Origin of the sequence: Sporocytophaga sp., assembly GCF_017745095.1 — a bacterium.
In the GTDB taxonomy this organism is placed as follows: Bacteria; Bacteroidota; Bacteroidia; order Cytophagales; family Cytophagaceae; genus Sporocytophaga.
Genome location: NZ_JAGHZZ010000024.1, coordinates 25762 through 41922, shown reverse-complemented (window position 1 = coordinate 41922; position 16161 = coordinate 25762). Strand labels below are relative to the sequence as shown.

The 16161-nt window shown below is 36.3% G+C and carries 13 protein-coding genes; 9 read left to right on the top strand and 4 right to left on the bottom strand.

Annotated features, from left to right (window positions below; genetic code table 11):
- Positions 1–8: 8 nt before the first annotated feature.
- Positions 9–662, bottom strand: a complete 654-nt coding sequence (locus J7604_RS22925; RefSeq protein WP_293901491.1) for a succinate dehydrogenase cytochrome b subunit — start codon at positions 660–662, stop codon at positions 9–11.
- Positions 663–832: 170 nt separating this feature from the next.
- On the opposite strand from J7604_RS22925, the gene J7604_RS22920 reads away from it, so the two are divergent.
- Positions 833–3409, top strand: a complete 2577-nt coding sequence (locus J7604_RS22920) for a gliding motility-associated C-terminal domain-containing protein (RefSeq protein WP_293901488.1) — start codon at positions 833–835, stop codon at positions 3407–3409.
- A gap of 125 nt (positions 3410–3534) precedes the next feature.
- Positions 3535–4410, top strand: a complete 876-nt coding sequence (gene fabD / locus J7604_RS22915) for an ACP S-malonyltransferase (protein WP_293901484.1) — start codon at positions 3535–3537, stop codon at positions 4408–4410.
- Between the two features lie 146 nt (positions 4411–4556).
- Here fabD and folK read toward each other — a convergent pair whose 3' ends face one another.
- On the bottom strand, positions 4557–5042 hold the full coding sequence (folK, locus tag J7604_RS22910; protein WP_293901481.1) for a 2-amino-4-hydroxy-6-hydroxymethyldihydropteridine diphosphokinase: 486 nt from the start codon (positions 5040–5042) through the stop codon (positions 4557–4559).
- 85 nt (positions 5043–5127) lie between these two features.
- Here folK and sppA point away from each other — a divergent pair, with 85 nt between their 5' ends.
- The 7 genes from sppA (at position 5128) to J7604_RS22875 (ending at position 13225) form a co-directional block, all read left to right on the top strand.
- Positions 5128–6879 carry a signal peptide peptidase SppA gene (gene sppA / locus J7604_RS22905; protein WP_293901478.1) on the top strand — a complete coding sequence of 584 codons (1752 nt, stop codon included), beginning with the start codon at positions 5128–5130 and terminating at the stop codon, positions 6877–6879.
- 21 nt (positions 6880–6900) lie between these two features.
- Entirely contained in the window at positions 6901–7908 is a 1008-nt protein-coding gene (gene bioB, locus J7604_RS22900) for a biotin synthase BioB (RefSeq protein ID WP_028981645.1), read from the top strand.
- 140 nt (positions 7909–8048) lie between these two features.
- Positions 8049–8477 carry a PRC-barrel domain-containing protein gene (locus J7604_RS22895; protein ID WP_293901472.1) on the top strand — a complete coding sequence of 143 codons (429 nt, stop codon included), beginning with the start codon at positions 8049–8051 and terminating at the stop codon, positions 8475–8477.
- Positions 8478–8557: 80 nt separating this feature from the next.
- Positions 8558–9682: a pyridoxal phosphate-dependent aminotransferase family protein gene (locus J7604_RS22890; RefSeq protein ID WP_293901469.1), complete on the top strand. Its 1125-nt coding sequence runs from the start codon at positions 8558–8560 to the stop codon at positions 9680–9682.
- Positions 9679–10293, top strand: a complete 615-nt coding sequence (bioD, locus tag J7604_RS22885; RefSeq protein ID WP_293901466.1) for a dethiobiotin synthase — start codon at positions 9679–9681, stop codon at positions 10291–10293. The genes J7604_RS22890 and bioD overlap by 4 nt, the downstream gene beginning before the upstream one ends.
- Positions 10294–10295: 2 nt before the next feature.
- A complete protein-coding gene (gene bioA, locus J7604_RS22880) occupies positions 10296–11570 on the top strand; it encodes an adenosylmethionine--8-amino-7-oxononanoate transaminase (RefSeq protein ID WP_293901463.1) in 1275 nt (424 codons plus the stop codon).
- Positions 11571–11659: 89 nt separating this feature from the next.
- Positions 11660–13225: a hypothetical protein gene (locus J7604_RS22875; protein ID WP_293901460.1), complete on the top strand. Its 1566-nt coding sequence runs from the start codon at positions 11660–11662 to the stop codon at positions 13223–13225.
- Between the two features lie 57 nt (positions 13226–13282).
- On the opposite strand, the gene J7604_RS22870 is transcribed toward J7604_RS22875, so the two are convergent.
- Positions 13283–14056, bottom strand: a complete 774-nt coding sequence (locus tag J7604_RS22870; protein WP_293901457.1) for an enoyl-CoA hydratase-related protein — start codon at positions 14054–14056, stop codon at positions 13283–13285.
- Positions 14057–14059: 3 nt separating this feature from the next.
- Positions 14060–16129: a ComEC/Rec2 family competence protein gene (locus J7604_RS22865; protein ID WP_293901454.1), complete on the bottom strand. Its 2070-nt coding sequence runs from the start codon at positions 16127–16129 to the stop codon at positions 14060–14062.
- Positions 16130–16161 lie beyond the last annotated feature (32 nt).

The following is a 16161-nucleotide window of genomic DNA, read 5'->3' as shown; positions in this document are numbered from 1 at the left end:
TATGTGGACTATCTGATGAAACAAATATAAAGTGGTATAGCTGCAAATCCCGCAGGAACAAGTATTGAGAATGCTGTTCCCAATTTTTTGATGAACGGAGTATATTTAGGATGTCTCAATCCCAAAGTCTGGAATGCACTTTGAAAACCATGGTTAAGGTGGAATGCAAGAAGACACATTGCTGCCACGTAAAATAATGTGTATGGAACATTACCAAATGTAATGATTGCATCATCATAGATGGTCATAGTTGCAGAATGGGTAATTTTGTGAGGCACAAAAAATGACTTCAGGTGTACGATAAGAAAGATCAGAACCATTGATCCTGACAATCCCATATTTCTTGAAAACCAGCTACTGTTTGCAGAAGGATTGTTGTAAGCATATCCGTGAGGACGGGCTTTTTTGTTCTTTGCAGTAATGATTGCTGCATAGATAATGTGTACAATGAAGCCTCCGAAAAGGACATACTCTGCTGCCTGTATCACGGGATTAGTTTTCATGAATTCCGCGTAGGCGTTAAAATCAGCTCCATCACTTTTCAGGAGCAGCAGATTACTGAGAAGATGTTCTAACAGGAACGAGATCAGAAAAAGACCTGTTAAAGACATTATCAGTTTTTGACCAAGGTTTCCGGACAAAGCCTTACTTAACCAGCCCATAATTTAATAGTGTTTTTTTAGTTTTAAATTAATATTAACTTGCCCAAAGTTACATTCGGGAATTTTAGTATGCAATGCAATTTTTTGCATTTTTTGTCATATTTCAAACATTATTCGATTTCCGTTGTAATAATTATTCGCGTGTATAACATAATCCCAGCGAGATTGCAATGAAGGTTTTGAAAACATGTTATATAAATTTTTTAATATTCGTTATGCTCTGCCTGGCACAACGAGCTCATGCTACCCACATCAGGGCGGGCAATATTCTTACTCAAAGATTGTCTGATCTTCGATACAGATTTATACTTATTGTCTATACCAACCGAGCAGCAGTTGATGCTGGGGTGGATGATCCTACTGCTACATTAAACTTTGGAGACGGAACTTCATTGGAGCAGCCAAGAGATTCTAAAAGACTTATTCGGAACGACACATACGAAAACATATATTATTTTGAACATACATATCCTGGTACGGGATCTTATAGGGTTGGATACACAGAATCTAATAGAAATGGAAGTATTAAGAATATTGGGAATTCTATAAATACTCCATTTTACATAGAATCTTTAGTATCAGTAGTTTCCGGTGTGTCGGTTGTAAACTATTCTCCTACAATGGCCATCCCCCCTTTGGATAAGGCACAAAAGGGAAAGCTTTATGTATACAACCCTGGCGCCTATGATATAGAAGGTGACAGTATTTCATATAGACTTGTAACTCCCAAACAGGCTGCCGGGGTAGATGTCTCAGGATATTTTACACCTGACAATATGACTTTAAACAGTATTACCGGAGATTTGGTTTGGAATGTGCCTCAGGAAGAAGGATTGTTTAATGTAGCATTTTATGTAGAAGAATGGAGGAATGGAGTTAGAATTGGGTATATAACAAGGGATATGCAAATTGAGGTTCTACCTTCTAAAAATGATCCTCCTGAACTTTCCAGAGGCCTTGATACTTGTATAGTAGCAGGAGATTCTTTGATTTTTGAAATTGAAGCTACAGATCCAAATAATAATGATGTAAAGATTACTACTACAAATAATCCTCCTACAGGTGTGTACCAATTGGGTGCAACTTTTACTAATCCTCCTCCATATGGCAAAAATCCTAAAGGTACCTTCAGATGGTTGACTCGCTGTGAGGATGCAAGAAATCAGCCTCATCAAGTGGAATTTAAGGCGGTTGATTATCCCTCTGATACAACTTTGCAACTGGCAGATTATCAAACTTTGCGAATAAAGGTAATTGCCAAACCTCCTAAATTACAATCTGTTGTGCCGGAAGGAAAAGGATTGCGATTAACATGGGATAAATATGATTGCTCTACAGCTAGCAAAATTCGTATTTATAGGAAAAGTTGTGATCTTACTGATTATAAGCAGGATCCTTGTCAGGTTGGAGCAGAAGGTTTTCCCGGATATACTTTTTTGGCAGAGGTGCCTGCAGCTCAGACTACTTATTTAGATAATGATAAAATAGTAAGAGGTAATTTTTATTGCTATGTTATTGTAGCAACTTTTCAATTACCTCAGGGTGGTTTAAGTAAAGGTTCGGACGAAGTCTGTGGAAGCCTTGATGACAATGCCGCAGTCATAGCATCTGTTAATGTAGATGTTACTGATACATTGCTTGGAGTAAATACCATTAAGTGGTTTAAGCCTTTGAAAGCTCCTGTAGGTCCATATTCATTTAAAATCTTCAGAGCAACAGGTATTAATGGAACAGATTATATAGAGATAGGCCAAACATTTGATTCTGATACGGTATTTGTTGATCAGCCACTTAACACTGCAGACACTTCTTATAATTATAGAGTAGATCTGCTGTTTTCGGACACAATACCTAGTGATCCTGCAAGTACCTTATTTTTGCAGACTATTCCTGGTGACAGAAAAGTTACTGTAACCTGGACAATGAATGTTCCTTGGAATATTGATTCACTGAAGCTTTATAGAAAAGTGAATGATGAAGCAATGTTTTCTTTTTATAAAACATTGCCTGGAAGCATATCAGGGACTTTCACAGATGAAAACCTTGTTAATTGTGATACATTCTGTTATTACTTGGAATCTTATGGAAGCTATTGCAATGCCTTATATTCAAAACCCCTGATTAGTACATCAGAAACTAAATGTGAGATTCCTATGGATGATCAGGTTCCTCCACCGCCATTTTTAACAATTACCACCCAGAATTGTCAAGATTCCGTATTGTTAAACAGAAATCTTCTAAACTGGACAAGGGTGGGGGATCCATTCTGCAATAATATTGATCACTATAATATCTATTTTGCACAGTATGAGGATGATGAATTAGAATTCTTTAAATCAGTACCAGATACAACCTATATTGATTTCAATACTATTTCATTATCAGGTTGCTATACAGTTTCAGCTGTCAATATTTTCGGCGTTGAAGGTCTGCAAAGTAACAGAGTTTGTGTAGATAATTGCGTTGAATATGAATTGCCAAATCTTATCACTCCAAATAATGACGAATGGAATGAAGAAGTTGTGCCGTTACGGACACCTAGGTATGTTGAAAAAGTAAAGTTTTCAGTTTACAATCGATGGGGAGCACTAGTTCATACTCAGGACGATGATATTTTTATCCATTGGAATGGAGGAACAAATAAGGATGGAATATACTATTATGTGGCTGAAGTAAAGTATGTTAGACGATTGAGAAAGAAGGATGAATTACAAAATTTTAAAAGCTGGCTACAGATATTAAGGTAAACAAGAATTATTTTGGTCAATGTTGAAACACAGGTAATTACCTTAGGTAAAGGAAGAGAGTTGGTTTAAACTTTTGTTAAGTTTCTGTTAAGCTTTAAATTGCGAGCCGAAAAAACTAAAAAAAGATGAAAGCTTACGTATTTCCGGGTCAGGGTTCTCAATTCTCAGGAATGGGAAAAGATTTGTACGATCGTTCAGACAAGGCAAAGTCATTATTTGAAAAAGCAAACGAAATTCTTGGTTTCGACATCACGAATGTTATGTTCACAGGTACTGATGAAGAGCTTAAGCAAACAAAGGTAACTCAGCCTGCAATTTTTATACATTCAGTAGTATTAGCAAAAATCACTGAAAACTTTAATCCTGATATGGTTGCAGGGCATTCACTCGGTGAGTTTTCTGCACTTGTTGCTAACGGTACACTTTCTTTCGAAGATGGATTGAAGCTCGTTTCTAAAAGAGCTTTGGCAATGCAAAGAGCTTGTGAAATTAACCCAAGCACAATGGCGGCAATCCTTGGTCTTGATGATGCCAAAGTAGAAGAAATCTGCAAGAGTATTTCAGACGAAATTGTGGTTGCTGCTAATTATAACTGTCCTGGACAACTTGTAATTTCCGGCAGTATGAAAGGTATTGAAATTGCCTGCCAGAAAATGAAAGAAGCAGGAGCAAAGAGAGCTTTACCCCTTCCTGTTGGTGGAGCATTCCATTCTCCCTTGATGGAGCCTGCTAGAGAAGAACTTGCAGAAGCAATAAAGTCAACTAATTTTAATAACCCACTTTGCCCTGTATATCAGAATGTAAATGCACTGCCGGCAACTGATATCAATATCATAAAAGAAAATCTAATTGCTCAGTTAACAGCGCCAGTAAGATGGACTCAGTCCGTACAGAATATGGTAAGCGATGGAGCAACAGAATTTGTAGAATGTGGTCCTGGTAAAGTACTTCAGGGACTTGTAAAGAAGATTAACAGTGCTTCAGAAGTAATGAGCATTTAAAAAGTTGTAAGCTAAAAGCTGAAAGTTTAAAGTTGAAATAATTTTAAACTTTCAGCTTAATTTTTAGAATATAAGAAGTTCTTTAAAATTGCCTTATAATGAGGCTCTATAATCTATGGTATTCCCAAAACTTTAAGCTTTTCACTTTAAACTTTCAGCTTTACAACTCCAAGCTTGTCTTCGCATCGATTCAGCATTTCCTCATTTGTAATATTCAAAACAGGATGCTTAAAGTCTGGAGCTATTTCAACCAATGGAACGAGTGTAAACCTTCTGTTTCCGATTTCAGGGTGAGGAATAAAAAGCGTTTTACTTCTTTTGATCAGATTCCCGAAGTAAAGGATATCAATATCTATAGTCCTGCTTCCCCATTTTTCTTTTCTTACCCTGCCTAATTGCATTTCTATTTTCTGAGTTTCAGTCAATGCGGCTTCAACTGACAAATTTGTGTTGAAGCTTACGACCTGATTAATAAAGATATCCTGATCTGTCTTTCCCCATGGTTCTGTTGAGTACAGAGACGAAGCTTTATTTATGGAGCCTATATGTACTGAACATAACTCTACAGCTCTGGTTAGATTGGCTGTTTTGTCTCCTATATTGCTTCCGAATAATAAAATGATGGATTCCAAGCTATTCAAAATAATGGCAAAATTATCATTAAGCTGTTACATTTTAAGTTAAATTTGTATAATTGTTTAAAAATCATAAGCAGGTATGAAGCAGTTTTTTAAGATTGTTTTTGGCACAGTAATAGGAATTTTTTTATTTCTTATTATTTGCTTTGGACTTATTTTGTTGGCTTCCGGTAAAAAGGAAGAACTTAAAGAAAATTCAGTTTTAAAACTGGAGTTAAACAAGAGAATTGTTGAACGAGAGACAGATAATTTTTTTTCTCAGCTTAATCTGCCTTTCGGTGATGCTGAAGGTTCTATAGGACTTCTGGAACTTAAAAAGGCGATCAAAAATGCAAAATCCGATTCAAACATAAAGGGCATTGTTATAAAAACGAGTAGTGTTGAAGCTGGATATGCCAGTCTTGAGGAAATTCGTAAAGCCCTTTTAGATTTTAAATCAACTGGTAAGTTTGTCATTGCTTATGGTGATTCATATAGTGAAGGAGCCTATTTCCTTGCTTCTGTTGCCGACAAAATTTATCTTCCGGAAGAAGGTGGTTTAGAGCTAAATGGTCTTGATGTTGAAATCATGTTCTTTAAGAAACTCCTTGACAAGCTTGAAATCCAGCCTGAGTTATTTAAAGTAGGAGAGTATAAAAGCGCTAGTGAGCCTTTTATAAGAGAGAATATGAGCGATGAAAATAGAAAACAGCTTACTGAACTTCTTGATTCATTTTATAAAGTATATATCAGTAATGTAGCTAAGTCAAGAAAAATAGAAGAGGCTAAGCTTAAAGAGATTTCAGATTCGATGAAGGTTAGAAAAGCTCAGGATGCCTTGCAATATAAGCTTATCACAGACATAGGTTATTTTTCTGATGCAGAAGATTTTATCAGAAAGAAACTACTGATTCAATCTAAGGAAAAAATTAACTATGTAGGTTACAACCACTATCTGTCTGTCTTTAGTGAGGAAGAAGGTGAGAATACCAGTGCTAATAAGATAGCAGTGATTTATGCAAATGGTTCTATTGAAGATGGACAGGGAACTGACAATACAATAGGCGGTGAAAGTCTTGCGAAAGAGATTCGTAAAGCCAGAGAAGATGATGATGTTAAAGCAATAGTTTTAAGAGTAAATTCTCCGGGAGGAAGTGCTCTTGCTTCTGATATTATCTGGAATGAAGTTCAATTATGTAAAAAGCCAATCATAGCTTCTATGGGTGATATGGCAGCTTCGGGAGGATATTATATTTCTATGGCATGTGATACCATTCTTGCAGAGCCAAGCACAATAACCGGTTCAATTGGCGTATTCGGATTATTTTTTCAGGGGCAGAAATTCTTGAATGAAAAGATCGGTATTACTTCTGACAGAGTAAAAACAGGAGAATATTCAGATATCGGCTCTTTCACCAGACCTGTAAGCAGTTCCGAAAGACAAATTATTCAATCTGAGGTAGATAGAATTTATGAGTCATTTACTCAGAAGGCTGCAAAAGGAAGAAACATTTCTGTAGATAAGCTAAAAGAAGTAGCGAAAGGAAGGGTATGGTCTGGTACTCAGGCTAAAGAAATAAAATTGGTTGATATGTTCGGGGGCTTAGACGATGCTGTTAATATTGCATCTGAAAAAGCGAAGTTGGGAAAAGATTATAAAGTAGTTTATTTACCTGAAATTAAAACAGCATTATTAAAAGAAGTACTTTTGCAAATGGGAGGAGATGAAGATGAATCTGCTTTATTGAAAAGTGAATTTGGTTCACTTTATCCTTATTTGAAAAAGTTAAAAGAAGTAAAATCTTATGAAGGCATTCAGGCAAGATTGCCTTATGAGATTCAGATAAAATAATTTACTATCCAATTCATTAAAATGACCGAGATCAGAAACAACTGGACGAGAGAAGAAATCACTGAAATTTATAACAGTCCGATTCTTGACCTAATTTACCGTGCAGCTACAGTCCACAGAGCGAACCACGATGCACAGGAAGTTCAGGTTTGTACCCTCCTTTCAGTTAAAACCGGTGGATGCCCGGAAGATTGTGCTTACTGTCCTCAGGCTGCAAGGTATCATACAGATGTTAAGGTGCAGAAATTAATGGAAACACAGGAAGTTATTCTTGCCGCAAAAAATGCGAAAGAGTCCGGAAGTACAAGATTTTGCATGGGTGCTGCATGGAGAGAAGTGAGAGATAATAAAGATTTTGATCGCGTTCTGGACATGGTAAAAGGCGTAAGTCAAATGGGCCTTGAAGTTTGCTGCACGCTTGGAATGCTTACTGAAGAGCAGGCTATGAAACTCAAAGATGCTGGTCTTTATGCTTATAATCACAATCTTGACACCAGTGAAGAGCATTATGATAAAATCATTTCTACCAGAACATATGACGACAGATTGGATACTCTTGAAAATGTGAGAAAGTCCAAAATATCAGTTTGTTCCGGTGGTATCATTGGAATGGGAGAGTCCCATAATGACAGGATTGGAATGCTATTGACTTTGTCAACTTTACCAGAGCATCCAGAATCAGTTCCTGTTAATGCACTTGTACCTGTTGAAGGTACACCTCTTGAAGATCAGCCGAGAGTTTCTGTTTGGGAAATGATCAGAATGATTGCAACAGCAAGAATCATCATGCCAAAGGCAATGGTAAGGTTATCTGCGGGAAGAGTGAGAATGAATCAGGAAGAGCAGGCCCTTTGTTTTATGGCAGGGGCAAATTCAATATTCGCCGGAGACAAGTTACTGACAACTCCGAATCCGGAAGTAGATGCTGATAAAGAATTGTTCCAGGTACTTAACCTTAAGCCAAGAAAAGCTTATAAAGACGGACAGGAGCCTCATGTGCATTTTGAGCAAATACCAATGAGAGGATAATTAATCTTCTAAAAAGAATTACAAATCCGGGAGGTAACTTCCGGATTTTTTTGTTTTTAAAGAGAGATATTTAATATTAAGGAATTGCTGTTATTGGGAAAATTCAATGGCAGAATGATTTATTCGGAGAGGGGGAAGTTATGCAGGTGCTTGAACGATATGAGGTTGCAAAGAATAAATTAAGTTCTATTGATTATAAAAGTATAAAGGATTGGGATGTCACGGATGCCAATGGAAAAACGATAGGCAAGATAGAAGATTTAATAGTGGATTTAAAAACAGGTAAAATCCGCTATATACTCGGCAAAACGAACACTGATCTCACGGTTTCACAACGTCAGCCTCATTTTATTCTTCCAGTAGGATTGGTTACACTTAGAAAGGAAGAAGAGATAGTGGAGGTTAAAAGGATTGATCCTGAATGGATCTCCAAATGTCCTATTTATAAGGGAGAGCCTATACAGCCAGGATTTGAAATGGAACTCGCCAGAGTATTCGGGATCGATAAGGAAATTGCAGAAATATATGACCATGATAATTTCCGTATCCCTTCAGGGCTTTGCCTTTAGGTCAATTACTATTATTTTCCTTAGAGTGTAAATTATTCAATTGCTATGGCTATTGAAAAATACGGTTTAAATTTGTTCCGATGAAAAAGCTCGCGGACAAATTAGCACATAGGCGGGAAGAGGGAAGTTTGAGAAAACTTATCCTTAGACCAGACCTGGTGGATTTTTTCTCTAACGATTATTTAGGACTAGCAAGAAACAGAGAACTTTATAGCTTAATAGAAAGCGAGTTAAGCACTCAGCCTGGAAATATTAATGGTGCAACAGGATCAAGACTGTTATCAGGAAATTCGGCTTACGTAGAAGATTTGGAACTTTTTTTTGCAAAGCTATTTAGAAGTCCTAAAGCCTTGCTCTTTAATTCTGGTTATAGTGCCAATCTCTCCATCTTATCTGCAATACCTCAAAAGGAGGACACTATCATATATGATGAACTGATTCACGCAAGCCTGAAAGATGGAGCACGGCTAAGTTTTGCTCAAAGATTTTCCTTTAAACATAATGACCTTAAAGATCTTGAAGCGAAAATTCAAAGAGCAAAAGGAGAAGTTTATGTTGTTGTGGAATCTGTCTATTCTATGGATGGAGATTTTGCGCCTTTAATGGAAATCCTCGAACTAACCATTAGGTATAATGCTCATTTAATAGTGGATGAAGCACATAGCACAGGAGTCTGGGGTGAAAAAGGTAATGGAATGTGTTGTCATCTTGGAATAGAGGAAAAAATATTTGCAAGAATATATACTTTTGGGAAAGGCATGGGAGCACATGGTGCATGCATTGCAGGCTCTGAGCTTCTTATTGATTTCCTTATAAACTTTGCGAGGCCTTTTATTTATACAACTTCATTGCCATTGCATTGCCTGGTTACATTAAAAGTAGCCTTTGAATATTTAGAAAGAGAAATATCGCTCCAATCAAAGATAAGATCGAAGATACATCTATTCAGGACATTGGTTGAAGGAACTGAAAGTTTGTCTGGGATGATACAAAAGAGTTCAAGCCCTATTCAGGTGCTAAGAATATCTGGTAATGAAACAGCAAAATCAACGGCCCTTACACTTCAAAGCAAAGGATTTGATGTAAGAGCAATATTGTCTCCGACGGTAAAAGAAGGAGAAGAAAGATTAAGAATATGCTTACATATTTTTAATTCAGATGAAGAAATAGAAAGACTGGTAAAAACATTGGTTGAAAGTTTATGAATTACTTTGTAACAGCTATCAGTACAGATAGCGGAAAAACTCTGGTAAGTGCAATACTCACGCAAGCCTTACAGGCAGATTACTGGAAACCCATACAAAGTGGGTTGGAACGGGATGCAGACAAAGTCAAAGATTTGATCAATAATAATCACTCTTTAATATTTAACGAGAGTTACTGGTTTCAAACACCTGCGTCTCCACACTTTGCAGCGGAAGTAGAAAATGTAACAATTGATATTGATAAGATTCTGATTCCAGGGAATAAAGACAATAATCTTGTGATAGAAGGAGCAGGAGGAGTATTGGTTCCATTGAATGATAACCATTTTGTAATTGATCTTGCTGCTAAATTCAATGCAGAGATCATTCTCGTTTCCAATAATTATCTTGGAAGCATAAATCACACTTTGCTTACCATTAATGAAATAAAGAGGAGGGGACTAAATGTAAAAGGCATTATCTTCAATGGTCCCAGGAATGAGTCTACAGAAGATTTTATTTTAAAACATAGCGGATTAAAGTGCTTACTAAAGATTGATCAGGAAAAAGAAGTTGATCAGTTTGTTGTAAATAAGTATGCGATTGAATTGTTTAACAACTGGGAAGTATAGTAATGAAAAACGTTGACAATGCAGGACCAATCTGGTATCCATATAGTGCGGTTACATCAGGAAGTAATTATATCAAAGTTGATTCAGCAAAGGGGGTATATTTACATGCTCCAGAAGGTAGGAAAATTCTAGATGCTGTATCTTCCTGGTGGGTCAATCTACATGGGCACAGCAATGAATACATAGCTCAAAAGATTTATGAACAAGCATTGAAGCTTGAACATGTGATCTTTTCCGGGTTCACTCATGATCCTGCTATTCGCCTGGCACTAAGGCTTCTGGATATTCTTCCTTCCAATCAGAAGAAGATGTTTTACTCAGACAATGGAAGTACTGCCGTTGAAGTTGCTATTAAAATGTCTCTTCAATACTGGCACTGCAAGGGTGAGGCAAAAAAAAAGGCAGTAGCAATAAAAGGTGCTTTTCATGGTGATACTTTTGGTGCTATGTCTGTCAGTGGTCGCGGGATTTTTAATCAGGAGTTCTCTGAATGGATGTTTGAAACGGTGTACATAGATTTTCCTTCTGAAGAAAAGGAAATGGATTGTCTTGAACAATTTGAGTCTATTGTGAAACAGGGAGATGTGGCTTGTTTTATCTATGAGCCGCTTTTGCAGGGGGCAGCAGGAATGCGGACGTATTCACCATATGTTCTGGACCAGCTTCTTAAGATTGCCGGTGATTATGAAGTCATTTGTATTGCTGATGAAGTGATGACAGGCTTTGGAAGGACAGGGAGATATTTTGCTTCTTTAAATCTTAAAACCTACCCGGATATCATGTGTCTCTCCAAGGGAATAACGGGAGGAACTATGGCGCTGGGCGCAACCACTTGCAGTCTTAAAATTGCTGATACTATAAAAGATAATGTATTCTATCATGGACATAGTTTTACAGCCAATCCATTAGCCTGTGCGGCAGCCAATGCAAGCCTTGATATATTCTTGTCAGATGAATGTCAAAGTAGCATAGCTCGAATAACACAAGCACATGAAGAGTTTATACCACTATTGAGATCTTTTCCCTTTATATCTAGGATATCACATGTTGGTACTGTAATATCCTTTGCCATTGATTTTGGAGAAGAAGAAGGATATTTGCATCCAAAAAGAAACCAGTTGTATGATTTCTTTCTAGAGAAAAATATATTACTAAGACCTCTCGGGAATGTATTATATATAATTCCACCTTATGTTATTACAAATGAGCAGCTTGGTGAGGTGTACAGAGCTATTAAAGACTTGTTAGAGTATTTATCAACAGAGAGGAACATTTGAAAAAAAATAGCGTACCATATGATTACAATCATTTCCTAAAAACGTATTTTGAATCCCGTTTTAAAGAAAATTTTAAACCAGTTATCAGAGTGAAATATCTTAATTTCTTTTTTCTAATTTTCCTGATTCACAGTAGTTTGGTAGCTCAGGTGGTTGTGAAAACTTTACCGTTTTCATTTTCTTCCTCCTATCCTGAGCCTGATGGACGCAGGGAAGCTTTGAAGTTGTCAGAAAGTGAATTCGTTACATTGTCAAAAAGTAAAGGAGGGGAGGCTGGCGCCTCAGAATTTACACTTGAAAAATATGACAAGGATCTGAATTCGCTTTTTAAAGTAGTCTTGACAGCCGGTGAAGAGGAAGACTATAAAGAATTGTTTTTCAACGGAACAGATATTATTCTATTCTCCATTCTCCACGAAAATATGAAGCAAACCAGTAAGCTGCTAGCTTATGGGTTTGATGCAAAGACAGGAGGTAAGAAGTGGGACAAAACATTACAGGAATTTAAAATAAATAACTGGGTACCATTAAAGTTCAAAGGAGCTGTTCGAGAGTCTTTTGAAAATTGCATTGGTTCCAGCATCACCAAAAATTTTGTTACTCCTCTTCAGTATCAGTATGATATAAGATTTTCAAAGGACAGAAAAAAAATCCTTACCTATATTTTTGATTATAGTCAGCAAACCCTTGTTGCTTCTGCAAAACTTTGGGATAACAATCTAAATCAATTGCAGGAGTCAAAAATTCCAGTAGATAATAATTTTATTAATTATGGAATTTATCCGAATAATAAAGGGGATGTCTTTATCCTGAATGTTGATAGGCTGGGCAGAATGGTTGTGGTGAAATATAACCTGGAGAACAAAAATAGTGATCTGCTTGATATTCAATATACATCTACCAGAAGAGAAGGGTTAAAACTTGAATTTTTAAATGACGACGTTATTTATGTTGCCAATACCTGCACAAAAGATGGGGGAAGGGTAACGGGAGTTATGTATTCAAAATTTGATTTTTCTACAAGACTAGTAGAAAAAATTAACTATCATGAGATCTCTGATAATATGAAGCAGACAATGAAACTGCTGCGTCAGAGTAATAAAAGCCTTGTGGGAGAAGAAACCTGGAGAGGTTATCACATCACTGATTTTTTCCTGAATGAATATGAAAAAGTTGTGCTAGTTCTTGAAAAAAGAGAAATTACTTCTATGTCATATGATTTTAATCAGTCCGAAATTAATGATATTGAAAAATGGAAAGCTACTAAACCCGCTAAAGTCAATGCGGAAGGGTTTATGATTTTTAGCTTTAATAAAGAGGATGAACTCTTATGGGAAAATGTGCACATCAAATCGCAGGTAGGAGATGTGGCTGCAGGATTATTATCTTCATCTTATTCAATGCATATTTCAGATGAAGGAAAGATAAGAATGGCTTATGCATTTTCTTCTAATTCAAGTGGAATTCTGAACAGCATCAATTACATAGAGTGGGATGAACTGACAGGAAGTAAAATAAAGGAGCTAGCATTGCCAAATGATGAAGGCCTAACGATGTTAAGAAATTTTACGATGTGGTTTGAAGATAAGGTCGCAATTGCAGGAAGGAAAGGTTTGCTAGGAAAGAAAAGCAGTATTGTGATGTATAAAATATAGCTGAAAGTTAAAAGCTAAAAGTTTAAAATAATGAAATTGAAAGCCGACTGGTATTTGTTACCAGATCGGCTTTTCTTTTTTCAGGAAGGCTGCTATACCTTTTTTACAGTCTTCGGTGTTTCTGGCTTTGGCATTGGATTCGGCAGCATAGTTCAATGCCTCTTTTACATCCATTGCAAAAATATCAGCGAGAATTTTCTTAGTAAGTTCCATTGAACTTGTAGAGTTGTTTGCGATAAGCTTTTCGCAGAATTCTTTTACTATTGTAGAAAGATCTTCATCTTCCACAACATGATTGATAAGCCCAAAATGATGTGCAGTTTTGCTTGAATATATTTCTCCAGAAAGCAGCATCTCTCTTGATCTTGCTTCTCCTATTTTTTTTACCAGAAAGACACTTACAATGGCAGGAATAAAACCTATTCTTACTTCTGTATATCCATAGTTTGCTTCTCGCACAGAATAGGCAAAATCACAGACGGAGACCAGTCCGCAGCCTCCTGCTACAGCATGTCCGTTTACCTGTGCCACTACCACTTTTTTAAGTGTATAAATCTGATAGTATAGTTCCATCAGGTTTTTGCTGTCAGCAAGATTTTCCTCATAGGTATTTTTCTGTAGTGTTTGTAGGTATTCCAGATCAGCGCCAGCACAAAATACATCACCTTCTCCGGTTAGTATGACTATTTTGACCTGATCGTCTGCTTCAGCATTTTTGAAGGCAGATTTCAGCTCAGTTACAACCTGGCTGTTCAATGCATTTCTTTTTTCCGGACGGCTAATAGTGATGTAACAGATTTTATTTTCAATAGTGTATCTTACAAATTCCATTTATTAATCTCCTTCAATTGATAAAGAAAAATATTCATTAGGTTCAGTGACGTGTAAATTTATATTTTTTGATAAATTCTTATCTACAGTCACCTTTTTATATTTTTTGTTTATTACGACACTTTCTGCTTTAAGGTCGGATTCTTCGAAATTTCCTCTAGAAGAAGGTTCGTAAATCAGCAAGTCAATTCCGGATAAATAAGAAATTGAATCTAAGATTGTTTTATCCTTAACGGTTAAAATATTTTTATTCCCGCAATGAATGATATTGAAGGATTTTAACTCCCTAAAATTTGTAGTTTTGATAAAATTAATTGCTTTGACTCCTCTGTTTAAAAGAGCGGGATATATTTCAAATTTCAATTTATTCTCATTAAATGCGCTGTCTGCATATATTTCCGCTACTCTTCCATTTATTCCTGCAAATACCTTTTTCCCTTTTACAAAAAATGCAATGACATCCCTCTGCTGGCGGATATTGACCTTTTCATAAATAACTATTCCTGAAAATACGAGGCTGAGAATAAGCAAGGGTATAACCAGTTTTATTTTCTTTCCGAAGAAAATAAGGATAAGTAGTATCATTAGAATGTACAGAAACAGCATATGATGAGCATCTATATAAATATCTCTGATAACAGATTTGGGTATTTTAAGAATGTATCTTAGACCTTCATTCATAAACCAGATGCTCTTTTCAAGGCAGTAACATAGCGGCTTTAAAACAACATCTGTCCAGGAAAAAATAAGTCCGAAAATACCAAGCCACAATATAACATATGACAGGGGGGCTACTATTAAATTGCTTAAGGAGAAATAAACAGGGAACGAATGGAAATAATACAATGAAATGGGAAAGGTGATAATGGTAGCAGCTATTCCTCCTGTGGTGATGCCCCATACTTGTTTGTCCAACCAGCGTTTAGGTTCATAAAATACTGATAGTTTAGGCTGGAGAAAAATCAAACCACCCATTGCAAGATAAGTCAATTGAAAACCTATGTCGGCGATGGTGAAAGGATCATATATTAATATGATCAATGCTGATATTGCAAGTGTATTGTATGGGTTTTGTTTTTTGGAAATAGTTTTTGCAATCAGAAAAATAAGAAACATGATTGTAGAACGCAGCACAGGAGGTACAAGTCCGGTAAGCAGGGCGTATCCTATTAGCAGTAATGAGATGGAAATAAAACGAATGAACTTTCCTCTTGGGAGGTACACAAGTGGATTAAGTAAAAATAACAGTAGTTGGTAGAGCAGGCCGATATGAAGTCCCGAAACAGACAATAGATGCATGGCACCCGTGCCTGAATAGATATCTCGAACATCACTGCTGATGCCATCTCTTTTACCAAGAATGATACCTTCTGTAATGCCTAATGCTTCTTTATCTTTTATAAACTGGGAAAATCGTCTTGCAAAATAATCTTTTAAAACTAGAGCATGATAAATGGTATAGGAATCAGGGCTTGTGTCAATTGGTAATAACTTAAATGGAGTAGACTGATAAAATATGTTTTTGTATCTGTAATACTTTTGTGGATCAAAAGACTTGTAATAATTGGCTCCTGAGATGCGTGTCAGGTTTCCATTAAACAAATAAGTTTGTCCATAAAAAGGATCGCTGACAATCTCATTTTTAATCCATAATATAATATCAATGTCTACCGTCTTCCATGACTGAGCTGTTTTAATCTTTTCTACCCGTGCTGTAATTTTATAGAAATTTCCCTTTCTTTCAGTTTCTCCTATAATTTTAGCCTTAAAGTAGCGACATGATTCGAGTTCTGTTTCCAGCTTATGTGCTTCGGGTTCTTTATCCTTCTGTTTAGTAATGATAGCTCCTGCAAAGAAAAGCGTCAAAGAACAAAGTATAGAATATAGAATGTTTTTTGAATAGAATAGTTGTGGATTGTAAAAAATCAGAAGCAGCAAATATATTGCTGTGCATGAAATTAATCCAATGTAAAGTCCAGTCAGATATTCTCCTGCAATAAAAATGGTAGCCAGTATGCCACTCAGGAAAAATAACAGGAACCGGACAAAGGGATAGCTAACCCAATGTTCCATATGCTTTTGGTTGAAAGTCCAAAAGTGTGCAT